Genomic DNA, 15,260 nt, shown 5'->3' on the forward strand with positions numbered 1-15,260 from the left:
GCAAACGTCTCCGCCAACGCCACCGCCTCCCCCAGACTGTCCACCACCGGCACCCCCGCCCCCTCCAGACTGCTCCGGCTGTGCGACCCCCCGGTGTACAGCACCGCCCGCGCCCCCACATGCGCCGCCGCCACCGCATCGTCCAGCGCGTCCCCGATGACCACCACGTTCTCCGGCGAGAACCCGTCCACGCCGCCCACCCCGGCCAGCGCGGCGAAGTGCCGCTCCATGTGCAGCGCCTTGCTCCCGCCGGACGGCCCCGTACACCCCTCGACGCGGACGAACCGCGGCTCGATCCCGTACCCCCGCACCACCGGCACCAGCTGCTCGTGCCCGTACATGCTCAGGAGCGACTGACTGCGCCCGGCCCGCTGCCACTCGTGCAGCAGCTCCTCCGCCCCGGCGGTGAGCCCACAGGCCGCCCGCTGCTCCGTGTAGTACCGGTGGAAGACGCCGTCCATCCGCTCCCACTCGGCTTCCGTGGGCAGCCGGCCCAGGAACCGCTCGTAGAACCGGGGTATGGGGATGGTGTACATCTCCCGGTACTGCTCCAGCGTGATCGGCGCCAGCTCGACCTCCGCGAACGCGGCGTTCGTCGCCTGGATGACGGCATGCGTGTCGTCGAGCAGCGTGCCGTTCCAGTCCCAGACCAGATGTGTGCGTGTCGTCCCGGAAGTCATACACAGAAAAATACCCGCCGGGTCCGACAACCCCGCCGGCTCGGCGCGAGCCCGGCACCCCCCTCAGCGAATGAGCTGCGGAATCTCCTGGACCCCGAACCAGAGCAGCTCGTGGTCCTCGGCCCCGTCCACCGTGAACTGCGCGTCGTCGTCGCCGAGGTCCGCCGCCCCCAGGGCCGCCGCCGCGGCGGCCACGTCCTTCTCCGCGTCGTCGGCGTCCACGTGCACCGCCGCCGCCTTGGCCAGCGGCAGCGCGGCGGCGATCCTCACCTCACCGAGCGACGCCGCGCTGAGCCCGTGGTCCGGGTCGGCGGCGGCGGACCCGTCCGGTACGTCGACGGCGACGACGACCCGGCGGCGCACCTCGTCCGGGTTCCCGGCGATCATCCGGAGTGAGGCGGCGGCGGCCCGGTTGAGCGCCGCGTACTCCAGCTCCTCGATGTCGTCGGAGACGTACCACTCCCGCAGCCCGGGGGTCACCGCGTAGGCGGTCAGCGGCCCGGGGCCGACCTCGCCCGCACTGTGCGCCGCTGCGAGACCGGAGAGGGTCAGGGGGACGTACACGCGCATGGCAGGCCGCTTTCGTAGGGGGAAACGTCCTCAGGATACGTGGGAGCGTCCCCTTTCGGGTTTCGGCAACCGGGGGCCTCCGTCCACGGCCGACGCCCCGTCACCCCCGCCGTCGCCCTTGCCCCGCAAGGGCCGAGCCACGGATAGGTGAAACCGCCCGCGCCGGATCGGCGCCAGGAGGCCCCTTGCGTCGCTGACGACCGCCCCCGTAGAAGATCCCCAACAAAAGTTACCGCCCGGTAGAAGGCCGGGCCCGGTCAACGGGGGCGTTTGATCATGAGCACGGACAGGACGAGGCCCGCAGGACGACGCGACCAGAGCGGCCCCCGATCGGCACCAAGCGGCCCCCGGCCGACGCCGGGCGGTCCCCGGTCGGTGCCGCCGCAGCGGTCCCGCAGGCTCCAGCCCCACCGGCCGCAGCGCCCGCACCAGTGGTTCGCCGAGCGTCTGCTCGCGGTCCTCAGCGGCCAGCGCCCGGTGCACTGGATGCTCGGACACACCATCGGCGAGGCCTACGACCAACTCGCCGAACTGGCCCCCAGCACCCCGCTGCGCGCCACCCACGGCAGCCGCCCGGTCCTTCGCCACTGCCGAGGCGCCCAGCCCGCCACGGGGGTGGTCGAGGCGTTCGCCAGCATCGCCGCCGGCGACCGGGTGCGGGCGATGGCGTTCCGGCTGGAACAGGGCGCCGACCAGCGCTGGCGCTGCGCCGCCGTGGAACTGGGCGGCGAACGCCTCACGGCCGGTGCCCCGGGCTGCCGGTGACCCGGCGGACGCGGCAGGGGCCGGACACCGCGTGGTGTCCGGCCCCTGCCGGGGTCCTGCCCCTGCTGCTACTTCTTGCGGCGGCGACCGCCGCCACCGCTCTTCTGGGCCTTGCGGCGCTCCGCACGCGTCAGGCCGTCGGCCGACCGCGTGGCGCCGGAGGCATCGTCGTTGGCGAAGTCGCCCTCGACGACACCGCCCTCGCCGTCCACCGTGGGAGCCGAGAAGTGGAGCCGGTCCGGCCGCTGCGGGGCCTCCAGGCCCTTGGCACGGATCTGCGGGGCAGCGGCGGCGGCCTCCTTCTCCAGGGAGGGACGCTCGGCACCGTCCTGCACCGGAACCTCCTCGACCTGCTGCTCGACCTGGACCTCCAGGTTGAACAGGTAGCCGACGGACTCCTCCTTGATGCCTTCCATCATGGCGTTGAACATGTCGAAGCCCTCACGCTGGTACTCGACCAGCGGGTCCTTCTGCGCCATGGCCCGCAGGCCGATGCCCTCCTGGAGGTAGTCCATCTCGTAGAGGTGCTCGCGCCACTTGCGGTCGAGCACCGAGAGGACGACGCGGCGCTCCAGCTCACGCATGATGTCGGAGCCGAGGGTGTTCTCGCGCTCCTCGTACTGCTCGTGGATGTCGTTCTTGACCGACTCGGCGATGAATTCGGCGGTGACGCCCGCCAGGTCCCCGGCCGCCTCCTCCAGCTCCTCGACGGTGACCTTCACCGGGTAGAGCTGCTTGAAGGCGCCCCACAGCCGGTCCAGGTCCCACTCCTCGGCGAAGCCCTCGGCGGTCTCCTGCCGGATGTAGTCGTCGATCGTGTCGTCCATGAAGTGCCGGATCTGCTCCTGGAGGTCCTCGCCCTCCAGAACGCGGCGGCGCTCGCCGTAGATGACCTCGCGCTGCCGGTTGAGCACCTCGTCGTACTTCAGGACGTTCTTACGCGTCTCGAAGTTCTGCTGCTCGACCTGCGACTGGGCGGAGGCGATGGCTCGGGTGACCATCTTGTTCTCGATCGGGACGTCGTCCGGGACGTTCGCCATCGACATGACGCGCTCGACCATCTGGGCCTTGAACAGGCGCATCAGGTCGTCGCCCAGCGACAGGTAGAACCGGGACTCGCCCGGGTCTCCCTGACGGCCGGAACGACCGCGCAGCTGGTTGTCGATACGGCGCGACTCGTGGCGCTCGGTGCCCAGCACGTAGAGCCCGCCGAGCTCCTTGACCTCTTCGAACTCCGCCTTCACGGCCTGCTCGGCCGCCTCCAGTGCGGCGGGCAGCGCGGCCGCCCACTCCTCGACGTTCTCCACCGGGTCGAGGCCGCGCTGGCGCAGCTCCGCCTCGGCGAGGTCGTCCGGGTTGCCGCCGAGCTTGATGTCGGTGCCTCGTCCGGCCATGTTCGTCGCGACGGTGACGGCGCCCTTGCGGCCCGCCTGGGCGACGATCGTCGCCTCCCGGTCGTGCTGCTTGGCGTTGAGGACCTCGTGCTGGACGCCGCGCTTGGAGAGCTGCTGCGAGAGGTACTCGGACTTCTCGACCGAGGTGGTGCCGACCAGGATCGGCTGGCCCTTCTCGTGCTTCTCGGCGATGTCGTCGACGACCGCGGCGAACTTCGCGACCTCGGTGCGGTAGATCAGGTCCGACTGGTCGGCGCGGACCATCGGCCGGTTCGTCGGGATCGGCACCACGCCGAGCTTGTAGATCTGGTGGAACTCGGCGGCCTCGGTCATCGCCGTACCGGTCATGCCGGAGAGCTTGTCGTAGAGGCGGAAGAAGTTCTGCAGGGTGATCGTGGCGAGGGTCTGGTTCTCGTCCTTGATGTCCACCCCTTCCTTCGCCTCGATCGCCTGGTGCATGCCCTCGTTGTAGCGGCGGCCGGCGAGGATACGGCCGGTGTGCTCGTCGACGATCATGACTTCGCCGTCGATGACGACGTAGTCCTTGTCCTTCTTGAACAGTTCCTTGGCCTTGATGGCGTTGTTCAGATAACCGACGAGCGGGGTGTTCACCGACTCGTAGAGGTTGTCGATGCCGAGCCAGTCCTCGACCTTGGCGACGCCGGACTCGTGGATGGCCACGGTCCGCTTCTTCTCGTCGACCTCGTAGTCGCCGGTCTCCTCGATGCCCTTGAGCTGGTTGCCCGCCTCGCCCTTGGTGAGGCGCGTGACCAGCTTGGCGAAGTCGCCGTACCACTTGGTGGCCTGGTCGGCCGGGCCGGAGATGATCAGCGGCGTACGGGCCTCGTCGACCAGGATCGAGTCGACCTCGTCGACCACGGCGAAGTTGTGGCCGCGCTGGACGAGCTCGTCCTTGGACCACGCCATGTTGTCGCGGAGGTAGTCGAAGCCGAACTCGTTGTTGGTGCCGTACGTGATGTCGCAGGCGTACTGCTCGCGGCGCTGGGCCGGGGTCATGTTGGCGACGATGCAGCCGACGGACAGACCCAGGAACTTGTGGACCCGGCCCATGAGCTCGGAGTCACGCTGGGCAAGGTAGTCGTTGACCGTGATCAGGTGCACGCCCTTGCCGGAGAGCGCGTTCAGATACGTGGGCAGGGTGCCGACGAGGGTCTTGCCCTCACCGGTCTTCATCTCGGCCACATAGCCGAGGTGCAGGGCGGCTCCACCCATGATCTGCACGTCGTAGTGGCGCTGCCCGAGGACACGCTTGGCGGCCTCGCGGATCGTGGCGAACGCTTCGGGAAGCAGGTCGTCCAGGCTCTCGCCGTCCGCGTACCGTTCCTTGTACTCGTCGGTGAGCGCCCGCAGCTCGGCGTCGGAGAGGTTGACGAAGTCCTCTTCGATGGAGCTGACCTGGTCCGCGATGCGGTGCAGTTTGCGCAGGATCTTGCCTTCGCCTGCACGCATGAGCTTGTTGAAGACGGACACTGAGGCTGGTCTCCTTGCCGGTCGGGCCTGGCACTGGGTCGTGTAACGAACTCTGGCGCGGGCACGGCAGGTGGGCCCCACCGCAACGGCCATCGTAAGCGAGGACACCACCGCGTCGGGAGGGCTGCCGTCGCGTGGACCTCGCCGCACCCTTATAGGACAACGGTCCAGAGGCACGGAAGGTGCCGGGAAGCCCGAAAGTGCTCGCATCACGGCGACCGGCTCACGAGAATCGGCGCATGGAGCCGATCATCCTCACCACGGAACGCCTGGTCCTGCGGCCTTTCGGCCCGCATGACACCCACCGGGTGCACACCGCCTGTCAGGACCCGGAGATCCAGCGCTGGACGGTGATCCCCTCCCCGTACCGCCTCACCGACGCGGAACTGTTCACCACGAAGCTCGCCCCGGCGGGCTGGCAGGACGACTCCGCCTACGGCTTCGCCCTGACCCTGCGGGAGAGCGGGACGCTCGTCGGGGCGCTCGGCATCGACCGCCGCAGCCTTCCGGGGACGTACGAGGTGGGCTACTGGTCCACCAAGGAGCACCGCGGCAACGGCTACGTCACCGAGGCGGTGCTCGGCTCCGCCCGCTGGGCCTTCGCCTCGCTCGGGGCGGACCGGCTGGAGTGGCGGGCCGAGATCGGCAATCTCGCCTCGCGGGCCGTCGCCCTGCGGGCGGGGTTCCGGCTGGAGGGCGAACAGCGGTCCGGGCTGCTCAACAAGGGCGTGCGGCGTGACGCCTGGACGGCGGCCCTGCTCCCGTCCGACCTCGGGCTCGCGGGCACCCACCCGTACGTCCCCGGGCGGCACGCGCCCCGGCCCGGCGGAGCCTCGGATTCCGTACGCCGGTCCGTCTGACCCCCGTGATCCAGGGGCGGATTGCGGGGCCGGACTGTCAGTGGCGGCGTCTAGGGTTCGACGTATGACGCCTGTGCCTCCTCCCGCAGTCGAACTCTCCGCCGACCAGGCCCGCCGCATAGCCCTGCGCGCCCAGGGCTTCCTGGGGGCCCCGGACCGCCGGGCAGGGGTGCCGGGGGTGCTGCGCCACCTCGGCGCGGTCCAGCTGGACACGATCTCGGTGCTGGCCCGCTCGCACGAGCTGGTCCCCTACGCCCGGCTCGGCTCGGTGGGCCGCCGCACGGTGGAGGACGCCTACTGGTCGGGCGGCCGCACCTTCGAGTACTGGTCGCACGCCGCGTGCATCCTGCCCGTCGAGGAGTGGCCGCACTTCGCGTTCCGCCGCCGCGCCTACCGCTCCCGCCCGCACTGGCACCACGATCTGCCCGACGGGGTGTACGACACCGTGATCAAGCAGCTGCGCGAGGAGGGCCCGCTGACGGCCACCGAGCTGGGCGGCGCGAAGAACGGCGGCGAGTGGTGGGACTGGTCGGCGTCCAAGGTCGCCGTCGAGCGGGCCCTGATGTACGGCGAGGTGGTGTGCACCGAGCGGCGCGGCTGGAAGCGGATCTACGACCTGGCCGAGCGGGCCGTTCCGGACGCCCTGCTGCACGACGAACTGAGCGACGCCGAGTGCCGGCGGCGGCTGGTCGCGCTGGCGGGCAAATCCCTGGGCGTCGGCACCCGTAGCGACATCGCGGACTACCACCGGCTGAAGGGCGAGGAGTTCGACGCCGTGGTGGCGGACTCGGGGCTGGTCCCGGTCCTGGTGGAGGGCTGGACGAAGCCCGCCTGGGCGGACCCGGAGGCCCTCGCCAAGGAGCCGCGCGGCCGCCACCGTACGACGCTGCTGTCGCCGTTCGACTCCCTGATCTGGGAGCGGGCCCGCACGGAGCGGATCTTCGACTTCACGCATCGGCTGGAGGCCTACGTGCCCAAGCAGAAGCGGATCCACGGCTATTTCGCGATGCCGTTGCTGGCGGGCGGAAAGCTCCAGGGCCGGGTCGACCCGGCGCGCGAGGGCACCACACTGGTCGCCAAGCAGGCGTCGTTGGCCGGCCCGAAGGCGGTGGCCCCGATGGCCGAGGCGCTGGTGGAGGCGGCGGCCTGGGTGGGCTGCACGGACATCCGGGTCGACCGGGTGGACGCGCCGGAGCTGCGCGAGCCGCTCCGGACGGAGATCGGCCACGCGTTCCGGCGCGCCGTTCGCTGACCGGCTACCGGATCTCCAGGATCTTCTCGCGCATGGCATAGACCACGGCTTCCATCCGGGAGTGCAGTTGCAGTTTCTCCAGGATATTGCGGACGTGGTTCTTCACCGTGTTCTCGGAAATGAACAACTCCTTGGCGATATCCCGGTTGTTCATGCCGGTCGCCACGAGTTTCAGCACCTCCAGCTCGCGTTCGGTGAGCCGGGGCGCCGGCACGAGCCGCCGCTCGTCGGTGCGCTGGATCATCGATTTGAACTCGGTGAGCAGCTTGGAGGCCATCGATGGGCTGATCTGGGACTGGCCGTCGGCGACCGCGCGAATGGCCGTGGCGACCTCGTCGGTGGAGATCTCCTTGAGGAGATATCCGGTCGCGCCCGCCTTGATGGCTTCGTAGAGGTCGGCCTCCTCGTCACTGATCGTCAACATGATGATCTTCGCGCTGGGGGCCACCTCCTTGATGGCGGTGCAGGCCTCGATGCCGCCGCGCTTGGGCATCCGGACATCCATCAGAACGATGTCGGGCAGCAGGTCGGCGGCCTTGTCGACCGCCTCGGACCCGTCCCCGGCCTCGCCGATGACCTGGATGTCCTCCTCCTGCGCGAGGACGATCTCCAGACCCCTGCGGAAGAGCGCGTGGTCATCGACCACGAGGACCCTGATGGGTTCCTTGCGTGAAGCGCCGTCCGCGTCGGCGCCGGTGTACGCACCGGTGTCGTCGTCGGAGTCGTTCGCATCACGCACGGGCCCGAAGGTGTCCGCCATCGTTCCTCCCCCTGAAGGCCACGGCCTGAAGTGTCGGTCGTTCGCCAACGGCACCTCACGGAACACCGATTGGCTCGGTCCGCCATGATTCCATGCCCAGGCCCCGGCACGGTGGTCCTGTGCCCGTGCGCGGGTGCCCCCGGTGGCGTGAAACCGCCCCGGGGGCACCCGCGCGATGTGGCCTCAGCCGCCGAGCGCACCGCCCGCGCCGCCTGCCTCGTCCGCGGCGAGCGGGTCGGTCCTCAGGTGGATGACGCCGTAGTCGTAGGCGTGTCGCCGGTAGACGACGCTGGGCTCCTTCGTCTCGGAGTCGACGAACAAGTAGAAGTCGTGGCCGACCAGTTCCATCTCGTAGAGCGCCTGGTCGAGCGACATGGGTGCGGCGGTGTGGGTCTTCTCGCGCATCACGAGCGGCCCTTCGCCCTGCACTTCGAGCGAGCCGATCTTCGTGGTGGGGACGGGCGCCGGCGACTGGTCGCCGACCAGCTCACCGTCCTCGTCGAACGAAGCTACGCCGGGGACGACGTCCCCGACCTCGGCAGCCGACAGACGGCCGTTGCCACGGCGGCTGTAGCGCTTGTCGTGCTGCTTGCGCAGCCGGGCCTCCAGCTTTCCGGTGGCCAGGTCGAGCGCTGCGTAAGGGTCGCCCGCCGCCGCTTCCGCCCGGATGACCGGCCCCCGGGAGCGGAGCGTGATCTCCACCCGGTCGGAACGGTCGGCCTGACGGGGATTCGGCTCCTTGGACACCTCGACGTCGAGGCTGATCACCTTGCCGTCGAACTTCTGGATCTTGTCCAGCTTCAGCTTCTCGGCCACGTGCTTGCGGAAGCGCTCGGGCACCTCGGTCTTGCGGCCCTTGACGACGATGTCCACGCAGAACTCCGTTCCCGGATCGCCCCGCTCGATGGCGGAGCATCTCCCTTTTGCACCAGGCCCCGGAGATCCCCAGGGCCTCGGACTCGGTGGCTTTCGCCTCCTCCTCCCCCGCCGGAGGGGTCGCAACCCCACCGACTTTGCGTGCTTCTCCTACCGGTGAGCTACCTGCCCGAAACCTCATGGTGCATTCATCGAGGCCCGGCATTCACCGTTCCTCACAACCGAACATAGCCTGCGCACCAGGGTCTCGGCACCCGCTACTGGCACGTACCTCCATTCAGGGGGTATTGACCTCTCATTACCTGCAACGATGCGGATTCTCGGTCAGTTCCGGTTTATTTCGAAGGCGGAGGGAGAGGCTGCCACGACCGCCGCCCGGCACCCTCCGTGCACGAAGGACTCCCGATCGGCGCGGCACCCCTCTTCGACCGCCCGTGCCGCCTCCGCCAGCGTCGATCCCGTCGTCAACAGATCGTCGACCAGGACCACCCGGTCGTGACGAAGGAGTCCGCGCCGGAGGAGTCGCTCGCCCGCTGCCGTGAGCTCCAGCGCGCCGGCCAGGTTCACCCGCCGCTGCCGCGCCCCCAGCCCCGACTGGTCGGCGACCGCGCGCCGCTGCCGGAGCGCCGGAAGCACCCGTGCCGGCAGACCCGCGCGCCGCAGCTCGCGCGCGGCCGTGACGGCGATCCTGCGCACCGGATCATGGCCACGCGCAGCGGTCGCGGAACGCGCGGAGGGCACGGGGACCAGAAGCAGAGGCGTCGCAGCCCGGGGGTGCCCTGCCCCGCCGGGCGTCGCCGCACCGCCCCGTTGCCCCGTTCCGGCCCGCACACAGCCCGCCAGGGCCCGTCCGAGCGCCCCCGCCAACCCGAGTGCCCCGCGCTCCTTGTGTGCCAGCAGAACCGCGCGTACGGCGTTCTCGTACGGCGCGGCCGCCCACACCGCCGGAAGCCCCGGCGGTGTGGGCGAGGGGAGGACCCGACGGGCGGGGCCGGCGAGCAGAGCGGCCCCGCAGGCCGCGCACAGCTCGGTGCGCGGTCTGCCGCAGCCGGCGCAGGCCGCCGGCAGAAGCAGACCGGACAGCTCCTGCCACACGTTCCGCATGCCCCCACTGTCCCGCGCCCACCGGGACCGGACCACCCCTGTGGAAAACCCCGGCAACCTGGCCGGAAACCCGGCCGGAGACCCCGACGCGCCACCCGGAATCCCGGGTGAAGACCCACCGGCTCCCGGATCAGCCGGGGTACACCAACGCCTTGCCCTTCTTGAGGACCGTCTGCCAGTTGTCCCCCGGCGAGAGCTTCACGATGCCGTCGTCGACGGTCTCCGCCATCAGCGGAAGCTGTTCGTCGTCCGCCGCGGCGACCGACTGGACCTGATTCACCCCGGGAAGCGCCCCCGAGGCCGACGTGGACCCGTCGGCCTGCACGTAACGCACCTGCTGAACGCCTCCCTCCTCCTTGCCGACCACCACCAGACGGCTGCGTCCCGACCAGGAGATGGCCGAAACGTCCGCGAGCTGCGGTGCGGCCTGGCGCAGATCCTCGACCGAGATCTCGGGTGCCACGGGGGACCCCCGGCGCTCGACCCGGCCGATGTTCAGCGTCGTACGGCCGTCCTTCGTCAGCAGCAGAGCGATCCGCACACCGTCCGCGGACATCCGGAGCTCCTCGATCCGGGCGCCGTCGAGGCCGGGCACCCGGACCTCCTGCGGCTCGCCCGTGCCCCCGGCCAGCCGCAACAGCCTGGGGCCCGCCGGATCGCGGTCGGCGACCCACAGGTCACCGCGGCCGTCCCAGCTCGGCGGCGACAGCCCGTCGGCGGCCTTCTTCGCCCCGCTGGTGACGAGGGGCTCGGCCAGTTCGCCCTCGGTGTCCAGGGAGGACACGTAGAGGTGCTGCCCGGAGGAGGAGACCGCAGCGGCCCGCTCCTCGTCCCGGGCCACCCCGACGGATCCCATCGGGACGGTGCCCGCTCCCAGCGGACCGGTCACGGGCTCGGTCGTCCCGGTGTCACCGGTGGCACCGAGGACCCGCTCCACCTGGCCCTTGTCGTTGATGAAGTACTGGCTGTCGTCGCCTTCGGAGCCACGGTCGGCGGAGAACTCCGGCGCGTCGTCGGCGTCCAGCGCGCAGAGCTTGCCCTCACCGCCCTCCAGCTCCACCCGCTCGACCCGCGCCGAGGTCAGGTCCCGGAGCGTGAACAGCACCTGGGCGGCCATCATCCGGCAGGCGCTCCGGCCCGCCGTGTCCGCCTTCTGGTTGAGCGGCACCTTCAGGACGTTCTGATCGTCCGGCGCCAGCGCGGTGACGCCCTTGCGCAGGGCGGTCCCCGTCGGGAACCGGGAATCGACGACGGGCCGCAGCCAGTTCGTCGGCCCGGCCAGCAGCGTCCTGACGGTCTGCGTCGCGGTGTCCATGCGCGTGACGGGATCCGTACGGTTGCGTACGTAGACGGGGTCGGCGACGAGCGTCGACCGGCCGTTCGTGCCCCCGGTGGCGTAGTAGTACTTGTTCACGGAGCGGTAGAGCCGCTTGAAGTCGGACTGTCCGAGGACCAGGCCGTCCGGCACCACGTCGATGCGCCACTCCTTCTTCCCCTCCGCCACCTGTTCCAGCACCAGGTGCAGGGTCTGGGCGTAGGCGGTGGGCGCCAGCGGCCGGTAGGAACTCTGGGCGTCGACCGTCGCGACCTTGTCGCCGGTCAACGTGTAGGTCGTCTCCCGGTCCCGGGTGGCCCGGTTGTCCTCGTCGTGGAGGAGGGGACCGCTCCGGTTGGGGGCCTGGGCCAGCACCGTGGTGGTCCCGCCCGGCTGCCAGGTGCGCCGGGCATCCGCGCTCAGGTACTTCCGGGTGGTCGCGAACGCGGGATCGTCACTGGTCATCGACTCCAGGAAGCCGTCGACGATCTCGCTGGGGGGCGCGCCTTCCCGGGGCGCCACCGCGTACACCTGCACCTGGGAGTCCCCGGGCTGCGAGGCGTCGACCGCCTTGACGTCCCCGGTCACCGGCATCGAGCCACAGCCGGCCAGCACGACGACGCCGCAGCCGAGCAGCACGGATATCCGCGCCGCCCGCCCATGGCCGCCCTGACGGCGGTCAGTACCCACGAGTGGTGTCCTCCTGGTCGGAATTCTGTACGCCGCCGCCCACGCCACCGGGACGTTCCCGGGCCTGGCGCGCCACGACGCGTGCTCCGTTGCCGGGCAGCGCGGCGGGGTGCACCGACGAGGGCGCGCCGTGACGGACGGCGGGGCCGCGACCGGGCACGGGCAGCGGCGAACGGCCGCCCGCGCCGGGCTGGGGCGGCACGGACATCAGGCGGTGGTCGCCCGACGTACCCGCCCCGGCCTCGTCGCGCTCCCGGTCCTCCCGGTTGCGCCGCGAGTCCTCGGGCTCCAGCGGTATCGGCGAACCGCGCAGGGGCTCGTCCGCCGTACGCGGCAGGGTCAGCCGGAACTGGGAGCCGCCGCCGGGCTCGCCCCAGGCCTGGAGCCAGCCGCCGTGCAGCCGGGCGTCCTCGACCGCGATGGAGAGGCCGAGGCCGGTCCCGCCGGTCGTCCGGGCGCGCGCCGGGTCGGCACGCCAGAACCGATTGAAGACGCGGGTCGCCTCGCCGGGCTTGAGCCCGACCCCGTAGTCCCGGACGGCCACGGCGACCGCGCCCTGTGCCACGCCCATCCGCACCACGACGTCCCGGCCCTCGCCGTGCTCGACGGCGTTGACCACGAGGTTGCGCAGGACGCGTTCGACACGGCGGGCATCGGCCTCGGCGATCACCGGCTGGTCGTCGCCGACCACGAGGATCCGGCTGCCCTTGCGCTCGGCGAGCGGCTCGGCACCGCCGATCACCCGGTGCACCACGGTCCGCAGGTCTATGGGCTCGGCCTCCAGGGCCGCGGCGCCCGCGTCGAAGCGGCTGATCTCCAGCAGATCGGCGAGCAGCGACTCGAACCGGTCGAGCTGGTCGCCCAGCAGCTCGGCGGAGCGTGCGGTGACGGGGTCGAAGTCGGCGCGGGCCTCGTGGATGACATCGGCGGCCATCCGCACGGTCGTGAGGGGGGTCCGCAGCTCGTGCGAGACGTCGGAGACGAAGCGCCGCTGCATCCGGGAGAGCTCCTCCAGCTGCTGGATCTTCAGCTGGAGGTTCTGGGCCATCTTGTTGAAGGCTTCGCCGAGCCGGGCGATGTCGTCCTCGCCGGTGACCTTCATCCGTTCCTGGAGCTTGCCCGCGGAGAGCCGCTCGGCGATACCGGCCGCCATCCGCACCGGGGTGACGACCTGCCGCACCACGAACCATGCGATGGCCCCGAGCAGCACGACGACGAACAGTCCGGCGGTCGCCAGGGTCGTCTTGACCAGGGTCAGGGACTTCTCCTCCTGCGTGAGCGGGAAGAGGTAGTACAGCTCGTAGGGCTGCTGATCGATGTCGTAGAGCCGCTTGCCGACGACGAGCCCCGGTTGCGACTCGTTGCCGTAGGAGTACTGGATCAGGGAGTACGTCTGGTAGGCGCCCTGCCCCTTGCTCACGTTCTGCCGCAGGCGCTCGGGCACGCTGGACGCCTCGACACTGCCGGAACCGCGCGCGGCACGGCTGCTCGCACCCTCGGTGACCGAGTCCACGCTGAGCGCCACCACGTTGAAGGCGTTCTTGCCGCCGCTGGCGAGCTGGTCGACGAGCTCGGTGCGCCAGGAGGTGCTGCCGGTCATGCCGTCGGCACCCTCGCTCCCCTGGCCGCCGGGGGCGAGGGGGGCGTTCGCCTTCTCCTGGGCCGCGGCGAAACCGCCGGCGGCCTGGGTCTGGGCGGCCTTGCCCTTGGCGTCGAGCAGGCCGTTGCGCACCTGGCCGATGACGACGAAGCCGAGCAGCAGCACGACCCCGATCGACATCAGGAGGGTGCCCGCGACGACGCGGAGCTGCAGATTGCGCCGCCACAACCGGACGGCGGGCAGCAACGGACGGCGTACCCACCGCATCAGCAACCGCGGTACGGGCCCGCCGGGCGCCCGGTCCTCGAACAACCGGCCGCCCTGCAGGAAACGGCTCATACGTGACGCCTTCCGGCCCGAGCCGGCAGCCCGCTCCGTACGGACTCCCGGCTCGCCGGGCCTCGGAGCAGCACTGCCTCGGGCCATCTCAGCTCGGTCCGGCCTTGTAGCCGACGCCTCGGACCGTCACCACGATCTCCGGCCGTTCCGGGTCCTTCTCGACCTTGGAACGCAGACGCTGGACATGAACATTCACCAGGCGGGTGTCGGCCGCGTGGCGGTAACCCCACACCTGTTCCAGCAGGACCTCACGGGTGAAGACCTGCCACGGCTTGCGGGCGAGCGCGACCAGCAGGTCGAACTCCAGCGGAGTCAGGGCGATCGACTGCCCCTCCCGCTTCACGGAGTGGCCGGCCACGTCGATGACCAGGTCACCGATGGTCAGCTGCTCCGGCGCGGGCTCTTCGGACCGCCGCAGACGTGCCCTGATCCGGGCGACCAACTCCTTAGGCTTGAACGGCTTGACGATGTAGTCATCGGCCCCGGATTCCAGGCCGACCACGACATCGACGGTGTCGCTCTTGGCAGTGAGCATGACGATCGGCACGCCGGACTCGGCCCTGATCAGCCTGCACACCTCGATGCCGTCCCTACCGGGCAGCATGAGGTCGAGCAGCACCAGGTCCGGCTTGGCCTCACGAAATGCGGCCAGTGCCTTGTCGCCGTCCGCTACGAACGACGGCTCGAAACCTTCTCCACGCAGCACAATCCCGAGCATCTCGGCCAGTGCGGTGTCGTCGTCGACGACAAGGACGCGTCCCTTCATAATCGACATCATCCCATTAGCTAATCGTTACCTGCGATGACCTGGCACACAGCTCGGCCAGTCCGACCCCCGTGACCGGGGAAATTGCGCCCTCCTCGGTGACGATCGCCGTGATCAGTTCCGGCGGTGTGACGTCGAAGGCCGGGTTGTACGCCGGGGCTCCAAGGGGTGCGACGACGATCCCGCCTCCGCCGCCGACCGATACACCCTGCGACAATGTGAGCTCCGTCACTTCTTGACCGGAACGCTGCTCGACGATGATCGATGTGCCGTCCGGGGTCTCCAAATCCACTGTCGTCGTCGGCGCCACCACGATGAAGGGCACGTGGTGGTACTTCGCGAGCACGGCCAGCGGGTAGCTCCCCACCTTGTTGGCCACCGAGCCGTCGGCGGCGATGCGGTCGGCGCCTATGAGCACGGCGTCGACCTCCCCCGCCGCGAACAGGGAACCCGCCGCGTTGTCCGTGAGCAGGCTGTACGCCAGCCCGTTCCTCGCCGCCTCGTACGCGGTCAGCCGCGCCCCCTGGAGCAGCGGCCGCGTCTCGTCCACCCACAGCCGTCGCAGCCGCCCCCGCCGGTGCACCCGCAGCGCCACCGCGAACGCCGTCCCCTCACCTCCCGAGACCAGCGCCCCGGTATTGCAGTGGGTCAGCAGCTGGTACGCCCGGCCCGGCAGCAGCTCCTCCAACAGCGCCTCCCCGTACTCAGCCATACGCCTGCTGGCCTGGGCATCCTCCCGGTGCAGCGCCCGTGCCTCGGCCAACGCCGCCGCGGCGGCAGCTTCAGCGCCCTCCCCCT

General features: G+C 70.6%; 13 protein-coding genes. 3 read left to right on the plus strand and 10 right to left on the minus strand.

Annotated features, from left to right (window positions below):
- Both D3105_RS25210 and D3105_RS25215 read right to left on the minus strand, forming a co-directional pair.
- On the minus strand, positions 1 to 680 hold a 680-nt coding region (locus tag D3105_RS25210; protein WP_133305708.1), incomplete at its 3' end, for an HAD family hydrolase.
- Between the two features lie 63 nt (positions 681 to 743).
- Positions 744 to 1,250 (minus strand): DUF6912 family protein, encoded by a 507-nt coding sequence (locus tag D3105_RS25215; RefSeq protein ID WP_118905318.1) that lies wholly within the window; start codon positions 1,248 to 1,250, stop codon positions 744 to 746.
- Between the two features lie 276 nt (positions 1,251 to 1,526).
- Between D3105_RS25215 and D3105_RS25220 the strand changes: the two genes are divergently transcribed.
- Positions 1,527 to 2,015, plus strand: a complete 489-nt coding sequence (locus D3105_RS25220; protein ID WP_118905319.1) for an Rv3235 family protein — start codon at positions 1,527 to 1,529, stop codon at positions 2,013 to 2,015.
- A 68-nt stretch (positions 2,016 to 2,083) separates the two neighbouring features.
- On the opposite strand, the gene secA is transcribed toward D3105_RS25220, so the two are convergent.
- A complete protein-coding gene (gene secA / locus D3105_RS25225) occupies positions 2,084 to 4,900 on the minus strand; it encodes a preprotein translocase subunit SecA (protein ID WP_118905320.1) in 2,817 nt (938 codons plus the stop codon).
- A 239-nt stretch (positions 4,901 to 5,139) separates the two neighbouring features.
- Here secA and D3105_RS25230 point away from each other — a divergent pair, with 239 nt between their 5' ends.
- Entirely contained in the window at positions 5,140 to 5,760 is a 621-nt protein-coding gene (locus tag D3105_RS25230; RefSeq protein WP_118905321.1) for a GNAT family N-acetyltransferase, read from the plus strand.
- A gap of 64 nt (positions 5,761 to 5,824) precedes the next feature.
- On the plus strand, positions 5,825 to 7,012 hold the full coding sequence (locus D3105_RS25235; RefSeq protein WP_118905322.1) for a winged helix-turn-helix domain-containing protein: 1,188 nt from the start codon (positions 5,825 to 5,827) through the stop codon (positions 7,010 to 7,012).
- A 4-nt stretch (positions 7,013 to 7,016) separates the two neighbouring features.
- On the opposite strand, the gene D3105_RS25240 is transcribed toward D3105_RS25235, so the two are convergent.
- The 7 genes from D3105_RS25240 to D3105_RS25270 form a co-directional block, all read right to left on the minus strand.
- Entirely contained in the window at positions 7,017 to 7,772 is a 756-nt protein-coding gene (locus D3105_RS25240; protein WP_032785362.1) for a response regulator, read from the minus strand.
- Positions 7,773 to 7,955: 183 nt separating this feature from the next.
- On the minus strand, positions 7,956 to 8,645 hold the full coding sequence (gene hpf, locus D3105_RS25245) for a ribosome hibernation-promoting factor, HPF/YfiA family (protein ID WP_006124981.1): 690 nt from the start codon (positions 8,643 to 8,645) through the stop codon (positions 7,956 to 7,958).
- A 327-nt stretch (positions 8,646 to 8,972) separates the two neighbouring features.
- Complete coding sequence (locus D3105_RS25250; RefSeq protein ID WP_118905323.1) at positions 8,973 to 9,752, minus strand: ComF family protein; 780 nt, start codon at positions 9,750 to 9,752, stop codon at positions 8,973 to 8,975.
- A 130-nt stretch (positions 9,753 to 9,882) separates the two neighbouring features.
- Positions 9,883 to 11,757 (minus strand): LpqB family beta-propeller domain-containing protein, encoded by a 1,875-nt coding sequence (locus D3105_RS25255; RefSeq protein WP_240647011.1) that lies wholly within the window; start codon positions 11,755 to 11,757, stop codon positions 9,883 to 9,885.
- Positions 11,747 to 13,783, minus strand: coding sequence for an MtrAB system histidine kinase MtrB (mtrB, locus tag D3105_RS25260; protein ID WP_118905324.1), 2,037 nt, complete (start codon positions 13,781 to 13,783; stop codon positions 11,747 to 11,749). Before mtrB ends, D3105_RS25255 begins: the two co-directional genes overlap by 11 nt.
- A 1-nt stretch (position 13,784) precedes the next feature.
- Positions 13,785 to 14,474, minus strand: coding sequence for a two-component system response regulator MtrA (gene mtrA / locus D3105_RS25265; RefSeq protein ID WP_007448372.1), 690 nt, complete (start codon positions 14,472 to 14,474; stop codon positions 13,785 to 13,787).
- A gap of 4 nt (positions 14,475 to 14,478) precedes the next feature.
- The coding region (locus D3105_RS25270; RefSeq protein ID WP_118905325.1) for an S-methyl-5-thioribose-1-phosphate isomerase at positions 14,479 to 15,260 on the minus strand (782 nt) is incomplete at its 5' end.

It is taken from the genome of Streptomyces globisporus, from assembly GCF_003501885.1.
Classification (GTDB): Bacteria; Actinomycetota; Actinomycetes; order Streptomycetales; family Streptomycetaceae; genus Streptomyces; species Streptomyces globisporus_D.

What these genes read in the sequence shown, in the direction of transcription:
- D3105_RS25215 (WP_118905318.1), bottom strand. Translation starts at nt 1,250, where the DNA reads ATGCGCGTGTACGTCCCCCTGACCCTCTCCGGTCTCGCAGCGGCGCAC.
- D3105_RS25220 (WP_118905319.1), top strand. Translation starts at nt 1,527, where the DNA reads ATGAGCACGGACAGGACGAGGCCCGCAGGACGACGCGACCAGAGCGGC.
- D3105_RS25230 (WP_118905321.1), top strand. Translation starts at nt 5,140, where the DNA reads ATGGAGCCGATCATCCTCACCACGGAACGCCTGGTCCTGCGGCCTTTC.
- D3105_RS25235 (WP_118905322.1), top strand. Translation starts at nt 5,825, where the DNA reads ATGACGCCTGTGCCTCCTCCCGCAGTCGAACTCTCCGCCGACCAGGCC.
- D3105_RS25240 (WP_032785362.1), bottom strand. Translation starts at nt 7,772, where the DNA reads ATGGCGGACACCTTCGGGCCCGTGCGTGATGCGAACGACTCCGACGAC.
- D3105_RS25250 (WP_118905323.1), bottom strand. Translation starts at nt 9,752, where the DNA reads ATGCGGAACGTGTGGCAGGAGCTGTCCGGTCTGCTTCTGCCGGCGGCC.
- mtrB (WP_118905324.1), bottom strand. Translation starts at nt 13,783, where the DNA reads ATGGCCCGAGGCAGTGCTGCTCCGAGGCCCGGCGAGCCGGGAGTCCGT.
- mtrA (WP_007448372.1), bottom strand. Translation starts at nt 14,474, where the DNA reads ATGATGTCGATTATGAAGGGACGCGTCCTTGTCGTCGACGACGACACC.